16 protein-coding genes and 1 pseudogene are annotated in these 19,367 nt (G+C 67.2%); 13 read left to right on the top strand and 4 right to left on the bottom strand.

What is annotated here, in order from left to right:
* Positions 1–1,076 precede the first annotated feature (1,076 nt).
* Both E2651_RS27190 and E2651_RS27185 read left to right on the top strand, forming a co-directional pair.
* Positions 1,077–1,553, top strand: coding sequence for a hypothetical protein (locus E2651_RS27190; RefSeq protein ID WP_135333864.1), 477 nt, complete (start codon positions 1,077–1,079; stop codon positions 1,551–1,553).
* A gap of 906 nt (positions 1,554–2,459) precedes the next feature.
* A complete protein-coding gene (locus tag E2651_RS27185) occupies positions 2,460–3,647 on the top strand; it encodes a helix-turn-helix transcriptional regulator (protein ID WP_135333863.1) in 1,188 nt (395 codons plus the stop codon).
* A 193-nt stretch (positions 3,648–3,840) separates the two neighbouring features.
* On the opposite strand, the gene E2651_RS27180 is transcribed toward E2651_RS27185, so the two are convergent.
* Together E2651_RS27180 and E2651_RS27175 are read right to left on the bottom strand one after the other, a co-directional pair.
* Positions 3,841–4,152: a replication initiation protein, RepL2 gene (locus E2651_RS27180; RefSeq protein WP_135333862.1), complete on the bottom strand. Its 312-nt coding sequence runs from the start codon at positions 4,150–4,152 to the stop codon at positions 3,841–3,843.
* The gene (locus E2651_RS27175; protein WP_135333867.1) at positions 4,149–4,604 is read right to left on the bottom strand and encodes a MarR family transcriptional regulator; all 456 of its coding nucleotides are present in this window, start codon (positions 4,602–4,604) and stop codon (positions 4,149–4,151) included. The genes E2651_RS27180 and E2651_RS27175 overlap by 4 nt, the downstream gene beginning before the upstream one ends.
* A 787-nt stretch (positions 4,605–5,391) precedes the next feature.
* Here E2651_RS27175 and E2651_RS27170 point away from each other — a divergent pair.
* The 5 genes from E2651_RS27170 (at position 5,392) to E2651_RS27150 (ending at position 11,063) form a co-directional block, all read left to right on the top strand.
* Complete coding sequence (locus E2651_RS27170; RefSeq protein WP_135333861.1) at positions 5,392–6,051, top strand: ParA family protein; 660 nt, start codon at positions 5,392–5,394, stop codon at positions 6,049–6,051.
* Positions 6,051–7,199 carry a ParB/RepB/Spo0J family partition protein gene (locus tag E2651_RS27165; protein WP_135333860.1) on the top strand — a complete coding sequence of 383 codons (1,149 nt, stop codon included), beginning with the start codon at positions 6,051–6,053 and terminating at the stop codon, positions 7,197–7,199. The genes E2651_RS27170 and E2651_RS27165 overlap by 1 nt, the downstream gene beginning before the upstream one ends.
* 180 nt (positions 7,200–7,379) lie before the next feature.
* Positions 7,380–8,426, top strand: a complete 1,047-nt coding sequence (locus tag E2651_RS27160; protein ID WP_135333866.1) for a bifunctional DNA primase/polymerase — start codon at positions 7,380–7,382, stop codon at positions 8,424–8,426.
* A gap of 739 nt (positions 8,427–9,165) precedes the next feature.
* The gene (locus E2651_RS27155) at positions 9,166–10,665 is read left to right on the top strand and encodes a phage/plasmid primase, P4 family (RefSeq protein ID WP_135333859.1); all 1,500 of its coding nucleotides are present in this window, start codon (positions 9,166–9,168) and stop codon (positions 10,663–10,665) included.
* Positions 10,662–11,063 (top strand): DUF6009 family protein, encoded by a 402-nt coding sequence (locus E2651_RS27150; protein ID WP_135333858.1) that lies wholly within the window; start codon positions 10,662–10,664, stop codon positions 11,061–11,063. Before E2651_RS27155 ends, E2651_RS27150 begins: the two co-directional genes overlap by 4 nt.
* Positions 11,064–11,096: 33 nt before the next feature.
* Here the strand turns inward: E2651_RS27150 and E2651_RS27145 are convergent, their stop codons facing one another.
* The gene (locus tag E2651_RS27145) at positions 11,097–11,861 is read right to left on the bottom strand and encodes an SDR family oxidoreductase (protein WP_135333857.1); all 765 of its coding nucleotides are present in this window, start codon (positions 11,859–11,861) and stop codon (positions 11,097–11,099) included.
* Positions 11,862–11,991: 130 nt separating this feature from the next.
* On the opposite strand from E2651_RS27145, the gene E2651_RS27140 reads away from it, so the two are divergent.
* Positions 11,992–12,690 carry an HAD family phosphatase gene (locus tag E2651_RS27140; RefSeq protein ID WP_135333856.1) on the top strand — a complete coding sequence of 233 codons (699 nt, stop codon included), beginning with the start codon at positions 11,992–11,994 and terminating at the stop codon, positions 12,688–12,690.
* A 375-nt stretch (positions 12,691–13,065) separates the two neighbouring features.
* The gene (locus E2651_RS27135; protein ID WP_135333855.1) at positions 13,066–13,716 is read left to right on the top strand and encodes a ScbR family autoregulator-binding transcription factor; all 651 of its coding nucleotides are present in this window, start codon (positions 13,066–13,068) and stop codon (positions 13,714–13,716) included.
* A gap of 228 nt (positions 13,717–13,944) precedes the next feature.
* Here E2651_RS27135 and E2651_RS27130 read toward each other — a convergent pair whose 3' ends face one another.
* Positions 13,945–14,886: a ScbA/BarX family gamma-butyrolactone biosynthesis protein gene (locus tag E2651_RS27130; RefSeq protein ID WP_280922808.1), complete on the bottom strand. Its 942-nt coding sequence runs from the start codon at positions 14,884–14,886 to the stop codon at positions 13,945–13,947.
* 453 nt (positions 14,887–15,339) lie between these two features.
* Between E2651_RS27130 and E2651_RS27125 the strand changes: the two genes are divergently transcribed.
* The 4 genes and pseudogenes from E2651_RS27125 to E2651_RS27110 form a co-directional block, all read left to right on the top strand.
* Positions 15,340–15,513, top strand: a complete 174-nt coding sequence (locus E2651_RS27125) for an acyl-CoA carboxylase epsilon subunit (RefSeq protein ID WP_167828906.1) — start codon at positions 15,340–15,342, stop codon at positions 15,511–15,513.
* A 127-nt stretch (positions 15,514–15,640) separates the two neighbouring features.
* Positions 15,641–17,227 (top strand): acyl-CoA carboxylase subunit beta, encoded by a 1,587-nt coding sequence (locus E2651_RS27120; protein WP_135333865.1) that lies wholly within the window; start codon positions 15,641–15,643, stop codon positions 17,225–17,227.
* A gap of 348 nt (positions 17,228–17,575) precedes the next feature.
* Positions 17,576–18,460, top strand: a complete 885-nt coding sequence (locus tag E2651_RS27115) for an AfsR/SARP family transcriptional regulator (RefSeq protein WP_135333852.1) — start codon at positions 17,576–17,578, stop codon at positions 18,458–18,460.
* Positions 18,461–18,601: 141 nt separating this feature from the next.
* Positions 18,602–19,367: pseudogene (locus E2651_RS27110) on the top strand (Fe-S oxidoreductase); the annotation flags it as partial.

Genomic DNA, 19,367 nt, shown 5'->3' with positions numbered 1-19,367 from the left:
TAACAGACAGGGTCCCTTCACGCTTCGCGTGAAGAAGCGAACCGCGGCGCTGCGCGCCCCGCCCGCCCCCGCTCCGCGTGAGCGGAAGCGGCTCGCTTCGCTCCCCGCCAGGTGGTACGCGCTGCGCGCGCACCACCAACTACAGGGCTGACGCCCAACTACAGGGAATCCGGCCCGCGTTGCAGACCGGGCCCGGCCTCCGGCCGGCGGTGGCCTCCGCTGCGCTCCAGCCACCGGAGACACTTCGCGTCAACAAGCGTGCCACGCTTCGCGCAGCCCACCCACAGGCCTGACGGCCCGGCAGCAGCAGAAACCGCAGCAAAGGGCGGGATGGTGACGGGAGGTCGGGGCAAAAACAGGAACACAGGAGTCGGCCACTCAGACAAGAGGGACCCGGTCCCGCACTTCGGCAGGGCGTGCTTCAAAATTTTGGCTAGATTGACTTTGGAATAAATTACGCCCACCACCCACACCGGCTCCACACCCTCGAACGAGTGACGGCCCAACAGACCAAGCAGTCAGCCCCGTACGAACAAACCCACACACACGACAGCAGACCTACACCGGGAAACGACAGCGACCTTCACCAACCGAACGACACCCCAGCAACACAGTGCCCAACCCCGCCACACCCACCACCAGTGAAAGCCATGACGCACACCCAGAGCACATCACACGACGCCCATCAACCAATTGCTACGGCGTGTCGGTGGTTGATCACAGCAGCAAGATCCGGTATCACGCGCGCACGCGCTCTAGAAGGGAGACTAGATTCAGATTGCCGCAGGTCAGAGCGCTTTATGCCCGCCAGGAGTATCACCCGGGGGTGATAAAGCGAGGGGTCAGTTATCACCCCGGGGTTATAGAAGCAGGCCAGTTTGTGCACTTGGGGGACAAAGGAGGCGCGGTTGCTGCTGGGGCGGGGCGGCGGATTGTGCGCTGGGGGGACAATCGAGGTGGGCCAGAGCGTCATCTACTCGCGGCCGAGAACTGCGGCAGTTGCCGAAGCCGGCGGACAAGCCGCTTCGGGAAGACAAGGCGCGTGCCCGTGCCCGTGCTGAGGAGGATGGGACGTCATGACGATCGCTGTGGAGCCCGCGGCCCCCGAGTACGTCTGGACGGCCAACAACGCCCTCGTGTTCACCCCGCGCGGCATGCCGCCAGCCTCCTATCCCGTGCTAATCCACCTCCTTGGCCGCCAGGAACCCGGTGGGCGCTGCCTGGTCACCCACGGAACCCTCGCTGCGGAAATCGGCATCACCCGGTCCAAGGTGACCCGCGGCCTCCAACACCTCGCCTTTGCGCGGATGGTGTGGAAGGAAGGCAACGGCTCTTACCGGCTCAGCCCGCTGATCGCCGGGTTCCGTACGCCCGCTGAGCAGCTCCACGCAATCGGCGCGATGGACGACGACGACCGCTTCGACCACCCAGACTTCCAAGAGCGCTACGAGCACCAGATCGAGCAGCACGAGGAGGAAAAGCGAGCGAAGGCGGCCGAGCGGCAGAGGCGGCTGGAGCCGCCCATCGACCTTGCAACCCGCCGGCGAACCTGACTCCCGTCCTCACAGAAGCGGCACTGCACCTCTCCTCACGGTGCAGCGCCGTTCTTTTGCCCGCTGAGGGCGGTACATCGTTCCCCTGCAGGGGAAACCGGCAAACGGCATCGCATCCCGCGCATAGGACGCATATGTCAGAAGGCCAAGGACAACATCACGCCTCTCAAGCCGGAACATCTCAAGCACGTTCACCGACCCGAACACTTCACCGAGCAACGACGGGCACGGCACACCGCCCACATCACCAACCTCACCACCACCGGCTGAACAAAAACAGACAGAGGGCCCAGCCGCCCTGTGTCTCGCCGAGCCGTTGCGGCCAGTCAAGGCGCCGATAGTAATTCCGGTGCTCGCCCTCGTGCTGTGGCGGACGCGTGCAGTCGATCTCTGTCCCCTCCCTGCGGATATGGCAGATGCCGGGGATGACGACGCGCCCGCAGCCGTTCATCGGCGCACCTCCTTGAGGATCCGACGCAAGGCACAGCCCGTCTCGCACAAAGCAGGTTCGTCGGTGCACTGCTCGCACGTCTGGGAATGGTCGAGCTGGGCCCGGTAGAGGTGCACGGCGGCGCAGGCACGGCAGCCACGGGGGAACCCAGTGGGTGAGGCTTCCGTGGGCGTCTAGGACAGCATGCGCACGTCGGGCAGTCCCACCGGCGGCACCAGGTCGACGGCCGCCCCGCTGCCAGAAGCTGATGTTCGGACCGTGCTCTCGCTCATGTCGACGCCTTACCAGTCGGCCATGCCCCCGGTCCGTATCGGCGGTCGCGGGGCCCTTTACATACGAGTCAACCCCGTTGATCAGTCGCCGAGTTGCACAGAGTTTGCACAGACCCGATGCGGGCACCCGGTTGGCCTGTGAGCATGGGCTTAAGGCCGTGCCTCCCAGAAAGACTGATCACCATGGGCACTACGACGGATCCGGCTCCGGGAGCGAACGTCTCCGCGCTGCGCAAGACTCGCGGCTGGTCTCAGTCCGCGCTCGCCCGCAGGGCGAACGTATCCCTCTCCCAGCTCAGCAAAATCGAGGTCGGCGACCGCGCACTCACCCCCGCTGTCGCAGCCGCGCTCGGCCGGGCGTTCGGCATGACCATGGCCGAGGTACTGGGGCGCGCATCGGTCGCAGCCGCCGACGAACAGCGGCTCTCCGCGCTGCGCTCTGCCGTACGCGACTACGACATGCCCGAGCACCAGTCCGTACCCGAGGGACGCATCACAGCAGGTCTGGAAGCGGCGGACCGGCACCGAGACGCGGTCGACGTCGCCAGGCTGATCAAGATGTTGCCCGCGCTGCTGCGGGATGCCACGACGTACGCGCATACGGAGAACACTTCCGGCGCGTGGTCGGCGCTCGCCGATGTGTACAGCACGGTGTACTGGCTCGCCGCACGGCACCGCTGGATGGACATGGCCGAGCTCGCCGTCACCCGGCAGCGATGGGGCGTCGAGCAGCAGCCCAACCCACTCGGAGAGGCCTTCGCCGCCCGCGACCGCGCGGGCACCTACCTCAATTTCGGGGCGGTCGAGCGCGGCCTGGACGTCGTCGACCGAGCGATCGCGACCGTGCAGGCCGCCCAACTCTCCACCACCGACCGCGACTTGGCCGTCGGCATCCTCAACCTACGTGGCATGACCCTCGCAGGCCGCCTCACCGACAAGCGGGAGGGCCGGCGCGAGGCTGAACGGCACATCCAATCCGCGTGGCGTGCCGCCGACTCGTTCGACCGCGACGTCGACGCACACGGGCTCACCTTCGGGCCACAGAACACGTTCACGCACGTACTCGCCACCCACGTCGACCTAGGCCGGCCACGCGCCGCACTCGCACTCACAGACGATCTGGACACCGCACTCGCCGGACTTCCGCCAACCCGCGGCGCACCAACCCGCATCAACGCAGCGCGCGCCCAGCTCGACCTCGGCGACAGGGACGGCGCACTCGAGAACCTGTCCATTGCTTTCGACGCCGCCCCGCAGATGGCACGCATCCACCCCATGGGGCGTGAGGTCCTTCGTGTTCTCGCGTCACTCCATCGACGCTCGAACCCGCAGCTTGTCAGGCTCTCCAAGCTCTCTGGCATCAGCCTCTGACGTCCCACCGCCGCTGACCGCCGGCGCGGTCCCCTCCCCCGTCATGCCGGTAGCACTAGGTGAACCGGTTTGTTCTGGAAGGGCAGAACGCCGCGTCGGCCCGCCTCGCTCATGTACGTGAGGTCAATGAGTACCGATCCTGAGAGCGGTACTCATTGACCTCACGTACATGAACCGTGCTTGCAGGGGCTGCTCAGGTTGCCCGTCGGAGGGGGACGACGACGTGCTCGCCGGTGCTCTTCTGGCTGAGGCGGTAGTAGCTGATGTGGGCCAGTCGCTCCGATTCCTCGAGCCAGCCGGCCTCGACGACCTGGCGCCTGGTGCGCGAGAAGACGGTCGGTGACATCCCGACGAGCTTGGCGAGGTTGGCGCCGGTCTCGATGACAGCGCCGGCCCGGTCGGTGGGGTGCATGGAGTACAGCATGACGACCAGGCGCTGATTCGCGGTCATACCCGAGGTGCGGTGAAGGACGTCAAGGAGCTTCTGCTTCTCGTCGTTGTTCACTGGGCTGCCTCCCACCGCGAAGGGGTCATGGTCTGGAATCCGGGGATGTCCGGCGGGTTGCACGTCTTGACCGCTTCCCGCTGCTCGACCCCTGTCCCGTGAAAGGCAATGTACGGGCTGATTCGGTACAGCCGGTAGTTGCCGATGCGTCCGCGCTCGATGAGGATGCGCCGCTTGAGGAGCTTCCTGTTGATCTTCCCGACGGCATCAGCGGTCATGCCGACCCGTTTGGCGATGTCCGCGCCGGTTGCTCGCAGCGGCGCCATGCCTTCGGGGGAGACTCCGATCCACCACAGGACGAGGAACTTCTGACTCGGGGTGAATTCCTTGCTCTCGGTGATCGCCTCCACGCGGGCCTTGTCGACCTGCGTGTGACCGCCGGAGAAGGCATAGGGCGCATAGGGGACTGCCTCGCCCGTGTCGGCGTCGACCAGTCTGCGTAGTGCTCCCAACGAGCCCTCCATGGCTGGGCATTGTCTCGGTGTGCATGAGCGTCGGCCCTGAGGCCGACCAGATGAACTTAACGTACATGAGCAACGAGTTCATGAACTCCGCCTCCAGGGCGTGTTGCTCGCCCACCCGTCAAGCTCCGTCGCCTGCGGGCACATGGGGGAATCAGGTGTTGCTCATGAACGTGACGTCAATCTGCACGGTTCCTGAGGCATGGGTACCCAGTGCGACAGAACTGACTGCCCCGCTCTCAAGAACCGGGTGGGAGGTGCTGGGAACTGGGTGCCAGATCGTCAGATCTTGGTGCGGAGCACTGTCTTCGCAGGTCAGGGTGTGTTTTGGGGCGGCGCTCTCTTTAGTAGGTAGGACAGGCTGTTCCTTGTCGCGCCAAGCACCCAAGCCTCGTGCCATGTCAGGCGGTCGAGCGTACGATCCCGGCTTCCCACCACCGAGGAGGCGCTCAAGGCTGTGCCCCCTCCTACCGGGCGACGACATACTGGCTGGCACTCCCGGCCTCAGCCGACGAAAGCACGCCAGGGCGCAGCCGCAGGCAACGAATCACCCGCCATGTATGCCTCGCTCAGCCCTTTGCGGGATCAACCACGCTGCCGGTTTGTCCTCCCCCAGCGTTCTGCAGTCGCCACCGAACCTGCGGGCCCGGCACATGGGCGCGGAGAGCCTCGTCCCATCTGGGGGAAATGCCGGTGTCTGTTCCAGGCATGCACAGGTGATCTGAAATGATGCTGACGCCGAAGTACCGGAAACCACGGGAAGCATACGGAGCATCAGATGACTGCTGCTGTCTACGTCGTGTCCATTGACCCACAGGCCTCCACGGTCTGGTGGGCCAACAGGATCAGCGACCTGCCTTTTGACTTCTCTCAGGAGCATGAGACTCCCGAGAACCTGAAGATCCTTCAGGGCACAGGCGCCAAGGTCCATGTCGTCGCCAACCAGAAGGGCGGCGTCGGCAAGACCACCACCACACTCAACCTCGGTGCTGTCGCGGCGGACGTTCTGAAGAACTCCGACCAGTTGAAGCACGTCTTCATCGACACCCCTGGCAGCCTGCAGGACGAGAACCTCCTCCTCGAGGCGCTGAAGTACGCGCACGACGTCATCGTGCCGATGCCGCCCGAAGGCCTCGCCTTCGACCCCACGGCCCGCACCATCCAGAAGGTGATTGAACCCAGCGGTCTCCCCTTCAAGGTCGTCGTCAACAACTGGGATCCACGCGACGGCACGGCCGACCTGGAAGACACCCAGGCATACATCGACGCCCAAGGCTGGCCCCGCGCCAAGACCGTCATCCGCCGCTACAAGGTGCACACCCGCGCCTCCGTCGAGGGCAAGGTCGTCACCCAGTACGCGAAGAACCGGGTGGCCATGGAGGCCCGCGAGGACTTCTTCCGCCTCGCACTGGAGCTGGGCTACGGAGGTGGCGCCTGATGGCAGGTCGCCGCACCAGCCTCGCCACGCTCGCCGGGCAGCGGGTCGACAACGTACCGGGCCAGAGCGACCCGCTGCTCCTGGCCCTGCCGCTGACGAAGCTGGTCCCCACCCGCTTCAACCCTCGCCGCAACTTCGGCACCGATGAGGCTCTCCATGAGTTCGGCCTCGTACTGAAGCACCGCCAGCTCCAGCCTGCCGTCGTCGTCTCCCGTGGCGGCTACCTCAAGCTGTGGCCGGAGGAAGAGCCCAACGTCGGCGACAAGCCGTACGTCATCGCCAATGGGGAGCGCCGGTATCGCGCGTCTCTGTCGGTTGGGCTGACCACGCTGAACGTCGTCCATGACGAGAACGTCGCCTCCAGCCGGGCCGACTTTCTTGATGCGGTCCTGTCGGAGAACAACGACCGTGAGGACCTCGATCCCATCGAGCGTGCCCTGGGTATCGAAACGATGGTGATCGAGCTCAAGGGCGCGGACAAGGTGGCCGCCCACTACGGGAAGACCAAGGGCTGGGTCAGTCAGCAGCGCAAGCTGCTGAAGCTCACGCCGGAGCTTCAGGCGTTGGTCAGCTCGGGCGAGCTCGCCGTGCGCGTCGGGCGTGACATCGCGAGTCTGCCTCAGGGAGAGCAGGCGGCGGCGTGGGAGGCCGAGCTGGGCCGCCGTGCCGAAGCCAAGGCTGCGCCTCGCAAGCGCGTCGCGCAGCCGAGGGATGCGGGGCCCGCTGAATCCCGTCAGCCCGCCGCGGAGGTCGAGGAGCGGTTTACCGCGGTAAACCAGCCTGCGGCTGCCGCGCCCGAGTCGAACGGTTCAGCACAGGAGGCGGAGCGGTTTACCGCGGTAAACCGGCCCGCTGCTCCGGCACCCGCGTCGAATGGCTCAGCACAGACGGCGGAGCGGTTTACCGCGGTAAACAACAGCGCTGCGGTCGCCGCCGCTTCGGAGGCGGCCGAAGCTGAACCGGAGGTCGCTACCACCTCGGCCAGGGGCAGGACGGCCACGTTGATGCCTCATCAGGCCGTCGCCAGTGCCGCGGACTCGCTGCCGTGGGGTGAGCCCCTCTGGTTCGACCAGCAGCTCCGCAAGCACATGTCGAAGGAGAACCGGGACAAGCTGGTCTGGCTGCTTCAGGCGTCGGACGAGGACTGATGGTGCAGGCGGTGGCCCGCATCCCCGGGAGTTCCGGGGATGCGGGCCACCGTCATGAGCTGCCCGTTTCGTGGGGCGACTCGGGGTCCTAGAGTGTTCCGAACTGCTGTCCCTACCGTCTCTGGCAGAAGGGCGAAACGCTTGCCCGGCTCCCCTGCGCGGCCCGCATCACCCCATGCCGTGGCCCGCTGGTGCGCGGAGCAGGGGTGGCCGGTGCATCCTCTCGCGCCGGGTCGCAAGACCCCGGTCTCCAACTGTTCTGCCTGCAAGGAACGGACGCATCAGCCTGGCGACTGTGCCTGTCTGCCGGCCGGCCGGCCGTGCCACGGTTTTCATGCCGCTACGACCAACCTCGCACTCATCGACAGCTGGTGGTCGCGCACCCCGGCCTGGGGCGTCGGGATCGCCTGCGGGGGAGCGGACCTGGTCGTCATCGACGTCGACGCCCACAGTGCGCAGGTCCCGGATCGCGGACGGCTGCTGCCCGGCATCCCGATCCACGACTCCGTGAACCTGCGCGGGCTCGCATCCGGCTTCGACACCCTTGCGCTGCTCGCCGCGCTGCGCGGGCAGCCCAGCCCGGCCGAGGACACCGGCACCTTGCGCGTGCGCACTCCATCGGGGGGCATGCACGTCTGGTATCGAAATCCGAGTCCGGCCATCAGGCTGCGCTGCTCGACCGGGTCCAGCACCAAGGTGGCGCTGGCCTGGCAGGTCGACGTACGGGCGGACGGCGGCTACATCGTGTCCCCGACCACCTGTGTCGCCCAGGGGACTTACCGGCCCGAAGGACCTGCTCGGCTGCCCGCCCCGTTGCCCGAGTGGCTCCGCGAAGAACTCGTACGGACCGGGCATGTGATCCAGCCTCGGCCGACGCCTGTCCCGGGCCCGGCCGCTGTCCCTCGGGGGGCGTCCGTCGGCATCGGTCGCGGGGCGCGCGGGCTGACCGCCGACGGGCATCGGGTGCTCGAGCCCCTGTTGGCGGATGTCGCCGCGTGTGCCGGCACACCAGAGGGGGCGGCCTTCACCGAGAAGCTCAACAAGGCTGCCTACACCGCCGGAGGGCTCGCCGCCGCCGGGCACCTGGATGCTGCCGCCGCGCACGCTCTGCTGAGTGAGGCCGCCGAGACCGCGAGGCCCCGCCAGAGCGCGCGTAACGCACGCATCATCGACGACGGCCTCGCCGCGGGGGCCGCACGCCCTCTGCGCCTCAAAGGACGTTCCTGAGGCTCCAGAAGACGTTCCTGAGCGACGCACGGGACGCCGTGCTTCGGACGGGCACCGCGCGCCCGACAGCGCCGCGCACACAGCCCTATACGCGCCCTGAGTGGAAGGGCGCTGCAGGGGTACTCAAGAGACTCTGGTCGGGCGTTCCGGATACCGGCACCTCCTTCGGTCGCTGCTCAGTCGCTGCTCAGTCGCTCTTCAGTCGCTGGAACCGCGCGGTCTGTGGGGGAGCGACTGAAGAAAAGCGACCCGGCATGGCTTCAGTCGCTTTCGGTCGCTGAGAAGAACTCGCAGGTCAGAGTGGGTAGTTGAGGGAGAACAGCGACTGAAGCGACTCAAGGGTCGGGTATATGAGCTGTAATGCATGTGCGTGTGTGCGTCATAGATAGAAGACTTGAGTCGCTTCAGTCGCTATTTCAGTCGCCGTACATGCTTTCACCTGCGGTTTTGTTCAGCGACTGAATCTGAGTCAGGGCGGCCTGGGTCGCTGGTCGTTCTTGGCTTGAGTCGCTGGCATCGGTCAGGGTGTCGAAGAATATTTCCCACGAGTCACTTTGGAACCGTATGGCTTCGCTACCCTGTGTCAGTCGCTGAGTCGCTTCAGTCGCTGAGGGGGGGTGCGTATGGCTTCTGAGCTGTGGGGCTCACTTGAGTTCGCCTGCAGGCGCGGACAACTGAAACGCGTCAACGCTGCCGTGCGCACCGGCCGGATACGGCCACCGTGTCCGGGGGTTTGGCGATGACCTCCGACGAGCAGGCCCTGTTCCGCTTCGACGCTCAGGCCGCCGCCGCACAGATCCTCGCCCAGCCCGTTTCCCTGCCCGCTCCCCGGGATCCCCGCGGCAACGGCGAGGCGGCGGCGGACGGTCTTGTGCCGGACACGCTCAGCGACCGGGGCAACGCCAAGCTGTTCGTGAAGTTCTACTCCAACGACTACCGGTACGTGCCCGGGCTCGGCTGGTTCCGGTGGGCCACCACCCGCTGGCAGATCGACGAGGACGAGACCGTGCTGTGGGCGGCCGGTGATCTGGCGGAGTCCATCGCGACCTCCGACCCGCGCGGCGTGCACAGCACCACCGCGCTGCTGCAGCACCGCAGGCGGGCCCTGAGCACCAACGGCATCAACGCGCTCCTCACCCAGGCGAAGTCGGCGCCGGGGATGGTGCTCAACGCCGCGCAGCTGGACGCGGATCCGTACGCGCTGTGCACGCCGGCCGGGGTCGTGGATCTGCGCACCGGCCGGCTCCACCGTCCCGACCCGAACCGGGACTTCCACTCCCGCTCGACCACCGTGGCCCCGCAGTCGATGCCGACGCCCCGCTGGGGCCGGTTTCTCGACGACACCTTCGGCGAGGACGACGAAGGCCGGCAGATGACCGAGTTTCTGCATCTGCTGCTGGGGTACTCCATCACCGGTGATGTCGGCGCCCAGGTCCTACCGTTCCTGTTCGGCTCCGGAAAGAACGGCAAGTCGGTACTGCTGGACGTGGTGATGAAGCTGATCGGCGATTACGCGGACGCCGCGCCGCCCGGGTTCCTGATGGCCCGCCCCTACGAGGGGCACCCCACCGACCTCGCCGAGCTGCACGGCCGCCGGGTCATCGTGTGCAACGAGGTCAAACCCGGCGATCGCTTCGACGAGGCCAGGGTCAAACTGCTGACCGGCGGCGACCGGATCAAGGCCCGCCGGATGCGGCAGGACTTCTTCAGCTTCCAGCCCACCCACAAGCTCTGGCTGCTCGGCAATCACCGGCCCGAGGTGGGCACCGGCGGCTTTGCCTTCTGGCGGCGGATGCGGCTGATCCCGTTCGAGCGCGTGGTGCCCGACGAACGCAAGATCGACAACCTGGCGGACGTCCTGGTCAACGAGGAGGGGCCGGGCATCCTCAACTGGCTCATCACGGGCGCACGTCGCTATCTGGCGGGGGAGCGGCAGCTCGGCGGGCCGGAGCGGGTGCGGATCGCCACGACCGCTTATGCCGAGACCGAGGACCACACGGGGCGTTTTCTGAGCGAGAGCTGCCGGATCGAGCCCGGGATGAGAGCCGAGCAAGCCAGGCTCTACGCGGCCTACAAGACTTGGTGTCAGAATGAGGGGGCTCCGGCCGCGTCGTCCCGGGCGTTCGCGGCACGGGTGCGCGAGGGGGTGGGGCTCGCGTCGCCCAAGGAGATGATCCTCTCCAACCAGCGCAAGTACTACCCGGGCATCGGACTGGTCGCCGACGAGGAGACAGGATGAGTGCCCTCATCGCAGAAGACGAGATAGTCCACGAGGCCGACTTCGTCTGGCTCGAGGACATCAGCAAGCTCGACTATGTGCGGCAGAGCCTTGACCGGCTGCCGACCCGCCGCAGCCGACCCGCCTACCACCGCGACGGCCGGATGGTGGGCTACGCGCTGCTCGGGCCCCAGGCCAAGCCCTCCCGGTCTTCCGGTACGTTCCGCCGCCGCGTCTTCTGGCTGCTTCCGCACGACCGCGACAGCGCGCCAGACGGCCTGTACGCCACTGGGGCGCCCGCGGAGGCCGTGGACCCTCGCACCCTCGCCCCGGGCACCAAGGGCCGCAAGACGGAGCGCTCAGGGGGCGGGCCGCCGTCTCCTGACGTCCAGGAGCTGGACCTCACGCTGCCGTTGTGACCCCGCGGACGGCGGCCGCTCCCTGAGCCGGTGCTACAGGCCCGTGCCGCCGGAGGCGTCGATGCTCTGTCCCGTCACCCAGCGAGAGTCGGGAGAGGCGAGGAAGGCCACGATGTCCGCGACGTCGGCGGGGTGGCCCATCCGGTCGAACACGGAGTACGCGGCATGCTGGGCCTCCGCCTCGGGCGTGGCCCAGCGGCGCCGGTTCAGGTCCGTCGTGATGAAGCCCGGCGCCACGCTGTTCACCGTGATCTGCCGCGGCCCCAACTCCTTGGCGAGCGTGCGGGTGAGGGCCTCCAGGGCCGCCTTGGCCATGGAGTAGGCGAGGGAGGTCGGCAGAGCGACCCGGGTGGCGGCGGAGCTGATGTTGACGATGCGGCCGCCCTCGCGCAGCCGCGACAGGCCTTCCTGTACGAGGAACAGCGGAGCCCGGGCGTGGACAGCCATGAGCCGGTCGAAGTCCGGCACGGTCACCTCGGACACTCCGCCCCGAACGTTGAACCCGGCGTTGTTCACCAGGACGTCCAGCGCGGTCGGTTCGCCCAGTGCGCGCAGGCCGGCGTCGAGCCGGTCGTAGACCGTGCGGACGTCGTCGGGCTCCCCGAGCGGGCCGTGCAGCGGGAAGGCGCGACCGCCGTCGCCGGTGATCTCGGCGACGGTCTTGTCGGCCGAGGCCTCGTCGCTGCCGTAGTGCACGGCGACGAGTGCGCCGTCCGCCGCGAGCCGCCGTGCGATGGCCCGGCCGATGCCGCGCCCGCCGCCGGTGACCAGAGCCGTTCTGCCGGTCAACGTGCCCATCGCTGCCCCCCGTTGTCCTGAACCCGTTGGCGAGATTCCGCGACGAGCATACGCGGTTGTAAAAACCGCGTGGCCGGTTTAATCTTCCTGGCAATCGTTCGTGGGGGTTCGACGGTAGGGGGGTTCCGGGGTGGCCTTGCGGCATCTGCGTCTGATCGCGGTGAACATCGACGGGGTATTGCTGAACGACACGTTCAGTCCGGTCATCCACCGGATGGTGGTGCGCAACGGGGGCGTCTACACCGCCGAGCTGGAGCGGTCGGTGCTGTCGCAGACGCAGCTCAAGGCCGCGGAGGCGCTGGGGGTGCCGGGAACGCCACAGGAGGTGGTGGAGGAGTACTTCCGGGAGCGCGCCGCCTACCTCGAGGGCGACCCGGTCCGGGTCATGGAGGGCGCAGGCCCTCTGCTGGAGCGCCTGCGCGCCACCGGCGCGCGGATGGTCTGTTACGGCGGGCTCGCCCGCGGCCACTTCGATGAGCATCTCGGCGCGTACGCCTCGTACTTCGACGGGCCGGGCTATGTGTGCACCGACGCCTTCCGGCCCGGGATCCGGGAGATCGCCGAGGACGTCTTCGGACTGCGCTGCGATCAGGCGCTGTTCATCGACGACGTGGCGAAGGTGGCCGAGACCGCGCGGCAGCTGGGGGCCGCGTTCATCGGGCACCCGACCTCCTTCGAGCACAGCTTCCAGCGGCAGCTGATGCAGCGAGCCGGGGTACGGCACCTGGTGGGGGCGCTGGACGACATCGACGAGCCGTTGGTGCGGGCCCTGGACGCCGAGGCGGCGGAAGGCCGCCTGTGGCCCGTGGAGGCCGCGGCGGGATCCTGAAGGCCTCCTGAGCGGCCTCCTGGGTGGACGGGAGATCGAGGTGGGGGAGAGAAGTGCAGGAATACAGCAAAACCTGCACGATGGATGGTTTTTCTGAGGCAGTTGCGTTCATTCTGCACGGATGCCCGCAACCAGTTCAGATATCGACACGGGGGCGCTGGGTGGGGCTGTACAGCTGACCTGACCAGTATGATTTCGCTCCGCCAACGAGCCCGGGCACGGAGGACCCCAGTAAGGAGCAGGGAAACAATGGGCAACTCGGACCTGTCCTTTGCTCAAGCGTGGGGATAAGCTACCTCCCAGACGGTTTGTTTATGGTGTGGTATTTGGCTCCGGTTCGCGCAGTACGTGTGCGGTTCAGGAAAGGGAGGTCCAGTGGCCCAGCAAGAACGTGCGGTCAGGACCCGTCGCGCAGTCCTGGAGGCCGCCGCGGAAGTCTTCGCGGAGCGCGGTTACACGGCGGCGACGGTCGCCGACATCCTGAAGACCGCCGGGGTGACCAAGGGCGCCCTGTATTTCCACTTCGACTCCAAGGAAGCGCTCGCCAAGGGCGTCCTTGAGCTCCAGACGGACCAGGCGCTCCCGGAGCAGGAGATCAAGCTCCAGGAGATGGTCGACGTCGCGATGTCGGTGGCCCATCGGCTGGTGAACGAGCCCCTGTTGCGGGCCGGCGCCCGGCTCTCGGCGGACTCCATCGGCCGCAGGCACTACGGCAGTGCCTGGCCGCTGTGGGTCGACATGATCACCGACATCCTGACCGTGGCCCATCAGCGGGGCGAGACCCTGGCGCATGTGGTGCCGCGCGAGGTCGCCGAGATGGTGGTCAGTTCCTTCAACGGGGTTCAGTTGTATGCCCAGTTGGAGACCGGCCTCGATGACATCGAGTACCGGTCCTCGGTCCTCCTGAAGCATCTCCTGCCGTCCATCGCCTCGCCCGCGGTCCTGATGCGCCTGGACGTCGCGCCGGGCCGCGGAGCCCGCATCGCCCGCGAAGCGGCTCAGGCCCCGGTGCCGGTGCCTGCCTGAGACACCCGACAGCGACCGGAGCGTCGTGCCGTCCGGCTTGACCGGGGCACGGCGCTTCCCGTTTTTTTCCGCTGCCGGTGCCACCTGGGCAAATGCCGTGGCGGAGGCGGGAGTTGAGGGACCCGGAGCGGCCCGTGTCGTGAGCCGCCGCAGGGCGGAAAGCGACTGAAGCGACCCAAGGTTGGAGTTACCTCGAGTTACCTCGGGGCGACTCGGGCCGCCGGGCGTTCACGCCGTCGCGGCCCGTGCCGCGGTGACGGTCGAGGTGAAGACGACGGTGCCGTCCTGGTGACCCGTCACGAGGACGCGCTCCCTGCCTTCCGGGCACGGGGGGAGGGCGGAGGCCTCGATCAGGCACGGGACGTTCAGCTCCGCATAGCGGGTGAACCTGCTGGCGATGCCCACCGGCAGGCAGTCACGTCCCAGGAACGCGATGGTCGCCTGGCGGGCGGCCTCAAGCAGCACCATGCCCGGCACATGGTCGACGGGGTGGTCGAAGAGCACGGGGTGCCGGGTGTCCACCCGAAGCTGCCAGCTGTCGGGGGCCGTTGCGGGGGAGAGGACCACGCTGGTGGGGGAGGTGCGGCCGACGTCCCGCGGCGTGATCGGGCTGGTCAGCGGGACGGGCTCCGCGGCGGCATTGATCCGCGGGCCCCGCAGACGCTCGTACACGGCCGGCGAGGCGCAGGTGAAAGTGGCGGTCGCGGTACCGGCCGGCTGACCGTCGCGGTGGATCACTGCGTCGAGGTGCAGACCCGCGAGCTTCTTGCCGCGGTACTTGATGTCCGAGCAGGCGATCTCGATGACGACGGACGCGGGCGCGGCGCCGATGCGCAGCTGCTCGGCCTTGAGGTCGACCGCGAGGTCCCACATCAGGAAGCTGTGGCCGAGCGGGACGCCGAACTCCGTGTGCGCCATGAGGAGCCCTGCCTGGCGGATCGTTTCGGCTACCAGCAGGGGATCGTGGTAGCCGTCCAGGGTGGCGAAGTAGCTGTGCAGCCGCGGCCACTGGGCGCTTACCGTGACGTGCTCGTCGTCCACCCGGTCCCAGTCGGTGAGCATCACCTCGGCGATGCTCGCGCGGTGCACGAATTCTTTGGGGACCGTGGTGGTCAGGGATGTGTGATCATGAGGTTCGACGACCCTCCGCGGGCTCCCTGGACCGCTCACCGCATACCGGAAATACGGTATGACGGACTCGACACGGAACGTGCTCATAGACATGCCTGTTCCCCCGGAGCGTCGTTGGCGTGTAACTGGTGGTGAATCCCAGGCCTGTGAAGATACATACCACCCGGTTTACTTTCTAGCGGTACGAGACCTTCCGCTCCTACGAGATCCGGAGCCTCCGGTACCACATCGGACTTCACGGCCGGTTTTCAGGACCCGGCGGGGAGCGGCTGTAGTCGGTCTCGAGTGGTGCGGCCTCGGACGATGACATGGCTGACTCCAGCCCTTGTGTGAGGTTCGTCGTCCGCCTCCCCACCGCGCGTCGGGCGGGCGTCGGGCGCCCGTCGAGCCGGGCCTCAAGCTATTCCTCAGTGCTTCTCGAGTGCCCTGATCAACCATGGCGAGGAGTGAGGGGGTAGGCGCCTGATGGAGAGCGTGGAAACCGTTTTTCGCGTGGAACGCGGACAGGCCGGCGAGGACGAGCTGACCGCCATCGCGGTGGTGCTGCTCGCCCTGCACAGGCGCGGCCAGGAGGAGTCCGAGTCCGAGGCCGAGCAGCCGTCGTCGCCTGCCTTGAACTGGTGGAAGCGGCCGAACGGCTACGCGTCGCCCGACAGCTGGCGGTGAGCGGCCCGCTACCCGAGGCGCTTTCTGTCGCAAGGAAACCTGACCGCATGCGCGGTTTTAATTTGACTCGATGGAACCGGGGCGGGATCTCCTCAGTCTTGCCCCCGGAAGGGGACCAGAGATGGCGATGACGACTGCCCCCGCGTCGACCGGGACAGCGTCGGCCGACATAGGCGGTCACGTGGCCGAGCTGCACGCGATACGGGCTCAGGCGATGGCCGGGCCGAGCGAGAAGGCGACAGCGGCGCAGCATGCCAAGGGCAAGCTGACGGCCCGTGAGCGGATCGAGCTCCTCCTGGACCCGGAGTCCTTCCAGGAGGTCGAGCAGTTGCGCCGGCACCGGGCGACCGGTTTCGGGCTCGAGGCCAAGAAGCCGTACACAGACGGTGTGATCACCGGCTGGGGCACGGTGGAAGGACGCACGGTCTTTGTGTACGCCCATGACTTCCGCATCTTCGGTGGTGCGCTGGGGGAGGCCCACGCCACCAAGATCCACAAGATCATGGACATGGCCATCGCGGCCGGTGCGCCTCTTGTGTCGTTGAACGACGGTGCCGGGGCTCGTATTCAGGAGGGTGTCTCCGCGCTCGCGGGTTATGGCGGCATCTTCCAGCGCAACACCAAGGCATCGGGTGTCATTCCGCAGATCAGCGTGATGCTGGGTCCGTGTGCGGGTGGCGCGGCGTACTCGCCTGCCCTGACGGACTTCGTCTTCATGGTCCGCGAGACATCCCAGATGTTCATCACGGGCCCGGACGTGGTCAAGGCGGTGACGGGGGAGGAGATCTCCCAGAACGGGCTTGGCGGCGCGGACGTGCACGCCGAGACGTCGGGCGTCTGCCACTTCGCGTACGACGACGAGGAGACCTGCCTCGCCGAGGTCCGCTACCTGTTGTCGCTGCTCCCGCAGAACAACCGGGAGGCGGCGCCCCGGGTGCGCAGCGACGACCCCGTCGACCGGCGCAACGAAGTACTGCTCAACCACGTGCCGGTGGACGGCAACCGGCCGTACGACGTGGCCAAGGTCATCGAGGAGATCGTCGACGACGGCGAGTACCTCGAGGTCCACGAGCTCTGGGCGCGGAACATCGTCTGCGCGCTGGCCCGCCTCGACGGCCGGGTCATCGGGATCGTCGCCAACCAACCGCAGGCCCTGGCCGGTGTCCTGGACATCGAGGCCTCCGAGAAGGCCGCGCGGTTCGTGCAGATGTGCGACGCCTTCAACATCCCGATCATCACCCTCCTGGACGTCCCCGGATTCCTGCCGGGTGTCGACCAGGAGCACGGCGGGATCATCCGGCATGGCGCGAAGCTGCTGTACGCGTACTGCAACGCGACGGTGCCGCGGATCTCGCTGATCCTGCGCAAGGCGTACGGAGGTGCCTACATCGTGATGGACAGCCAGTCCATCGGCGCCGATCTGACCTACGCCTGGCCGACCAACGAGATCGCGGTGATGGGCGCGGAGGGCGCGGCCAATGTCATCTTCCGCCGCCAGATCGCCGAGGCGGCGGACCCGGAAGGCATGCGTCAGAAGATGGTCAAGGAGTACAAGGCCGAGCTGATGCACCCGTACTACGCCGCCGAGCGGGGCCTCGTGGACGACGTCATCGACCCGGCCGAGACACGTGAGGTGCTCATCAAGTCCCTGGCCATGCTGCACAGCAAGCACGCCGACCTGCCGTCCCGCAAGCACGGCAACCCTCCGCAGTAGGCCGGTAGGCACCTAGGCCGGCCGACCGACACGCCCCGCAGCGAGGGGAAGCAACAGCGCACATGGTTTGTTATACCGTCTGTTGAGGGCCGCGACTCGCCCGAGACCGCCCGTTTGGCGAGGAAGATTTTATGGAAGTTCGAAGGACACCTGTGTGTCACTCCTGTGAGGTCAGGGCGTCCATTTGAGCAAAACCGCACTTCACAGGGCTACTTGAGCAGACGGCGTTCGTACGTGCGTGCGATGTATAAAAACAGCGCACGTGGTTTTGTATTGACAAACCGTCTGGCCTGTTTTGTACTCGTGGGGTGTCGGTGCGACAGCACACTCACCTAGGGGGGCAACGGTATGCAGATCGACGTACTGGGCATTTTGGACGTCAAGGAGAACGGGGTGTCCATCGCCCCTACTGCGCCGAAACCCCGACAGGTGCTTGCGCTCCTCGCGCTCCACGCCGACCAGGCGGTGCCGGTCTTCGCTCTGACCGATGAGCTGTGGGCGGGTCGGCCGCCGCGCAGCGCGCGCACCACACTGCAGACCTACGTCCTGCAGCTGCGTGACCTCATCACCGCCGCGCTGGAGCGGGAGACGTCCGCCGAGTCCGAGTCCGAGTCGGCACCGCGGCGCAGCGCCAAGGACGTCCTGGTCACCGCGCCCGGTGGGTACATGCTCGTCTCCGGCGGTGGCGGCAGCGACGTCCGCGAGTTCGAGCGGCTCGCGGGCAAGGGCTACCGCGCGATCGACGCGGGGGACCACAAGGAGGCCTCGCGCCTGCTGCGGGAGGCGCTCGACCTGTGGACCGGCCCGGCCTTCGCCGACGTACAGACCGGTGCACGCCTCGAGATGGAGGCCAAGCGTCTTGAGGAGAGCCGGCTGTGCGCCCTCGATCAGCGCATCGAGGCCGACCTGAAGCTCGGCAGGCACCGCGAACTGCTCGCCGAACTGACCGTGCTGACCAGCCGTTACCGCACCCACGAGAACCTGCACGCCCAGTTCATGCTGGCGCTGCACCGCTCCGGCCGGCGCGGCGAGGCCCTCGAGGTCTACCACCGGCTGCGCGGCACCCTCGTACGCGACCTGGGCCTCGAGCCCTCGGCGCGGCTGCGCCGGCTGCAGCAGTCGATACTGGCGGCCGCGCCGGAGAGCCCGCTGGGGATGGAGGCACCGCTGCCCGCCACGGCGCCGCTTGCCTCGGCCCGCGCGGGCGCAGGGTCAGCGGTACGCGTGAACTGACGTATGGGAAGCGGGTGTTGCGGCGGCGACGCAGATCACCGTGCCGGTGGCTGTAGTGCGGCGCGATAAGTGAGTAGCCTCAGACGAAATAGTTAAGTTACCGCTTAGTAGCTGACTTTCGCCGGTCCGAGGAGCCCACTCATGCAACTCGTCGCGATCATCGTGTCGCTGACCCTGATAACGGTCGGCTTCGCGCTGTTCGGCCGTGCCATCCTGCAGATCTACCAGTTCGTGCGGCTCGGCCAGCCCGTCCCCAAGGGCCTGCGGACCAACAACCCGTACTCCCGTACGCTCACGCTGGTCCGGGAGTTCGTCGCCCACACCCGGATGAACCAGTGGGGCGTCATCGCTTTCGCGCACTGGTTCGTGGCGGTGGGCTTCTACACACTGCTGCAGACGCTCGTCAACGCCACCGGCCAGTTGTTCGTGCCGGACTGGGAGCTGCCGATCGTCGGCAACTGGGCTCCGTACAACGTCTTCGTCGAGTTCATCGGGACGATGACGGTGCTCGGCATCCTGACGCTGATCGTGATCCGGCAGCTGAGCAAGCCGCAGCCGGGTCGCAAGTCCCGCTTCGCGGGCTCCAAAACGGGTCAGGCGTACTTCATCGAGACCGTCATCTTCGTCGTCGGTACGTGCATCATGGTGCTGCATGCCCTCGAGGGCGCCCTGCACCACATCGAGCACTACGAGGCGTCGGTCTTCGTCTCGTACCCGCTCGTCGCCTGGTTCCGGGGGATGGACCGGTCCACTCTGGAGAACCTCGTCTATTTCTTCGCGGGGGTGAAGATCGCGACGTCGTTCATCTGGATGATCGTGGTCTCGCTGAAGACCGACATGGGCGTGGCCTGGCACCGCTTCCTGGCCTTCCCCAACATCTGGTTCAAGCGCGAGGCCAACGGCGCCA

This window comes from Streptomyces sp. MZ04, assembly GCF_004684775.1.
Taxonomy (GTDB): Bacteria; Actinomycetota; Actinomycetes; order Streptomycetales; family Streptomycetaceae; genus Streptomyces.
Note: the sequence above shows the minus strand (reverse complement) of the source record. Positions and strands in the feature narration are given on the sequence as shown.

Bases quoted from the DNA above. Each gene is read 5' to 3' on its own strand.
- E2651_RS27165 (WP_135333860.1), top strand. From the start codon at position 6,051: ATGGCAGGTCGCCGCACCAGCCTCGCCACGCTCGCCGGGCAGCGGGTC.
- E2651_RS27145 (WP_135333857.1), bottom strand. From the start codon at position 11,861: ATGGGCACGTTGACCGGCAGAACGGCTCTGGTCACCGGCGGCGGGCGC.
- E2651_RS27190 (WP_135333864.1), top strand. From the start codon at position 1,077: ATGACGATCGCTGTGGAGCCCGCGGCCCCCGAGTACGTCTGGACGGCC.
- E2651_RS27115 (WP_135333852.1), top strand. From the start codon at position 17,576: ATGCAGATCGACGTACTGGGCATTTTGGACGTCAAGGAGAACGGGGTG.
- E2651_RS27150 (WP_135333858.1), top strand. From the start codon at position 10,662: ATGAGTGCCCTCATCGCAGAAGACGAGATAGTCCACGAGGCCGACTTC.
- E2651_RS27170 (WP_135333861.1), top strand. From the start codon at position 5,392: ATGACTGCTGCTGTCTACGTCGTGTCCATTGACCCACAGGCCTCCACG.
- E2651_RS27120 (WP_135333865.1), top strand. From the start codon at position 15,641: ATGACGACTGCCCCCGCGTCGACCGGGACAGCGTCGGCCGACATAGGC.
- E2651_RS27155 (WP_135333859.1), top strand. From the start codon at position 9,166: ATGACCTCCGACGAGCAGGCCCTGTTCCGCTTCGACGCTCAGGCCGCC.
- E2651_RS27185 (WP_135333863.1), top strand. From the start codon at position 2,460: ATGGGCACTACGACGGATCCGGCTCCGGGAGCGAACGTCTCCGCGCTG.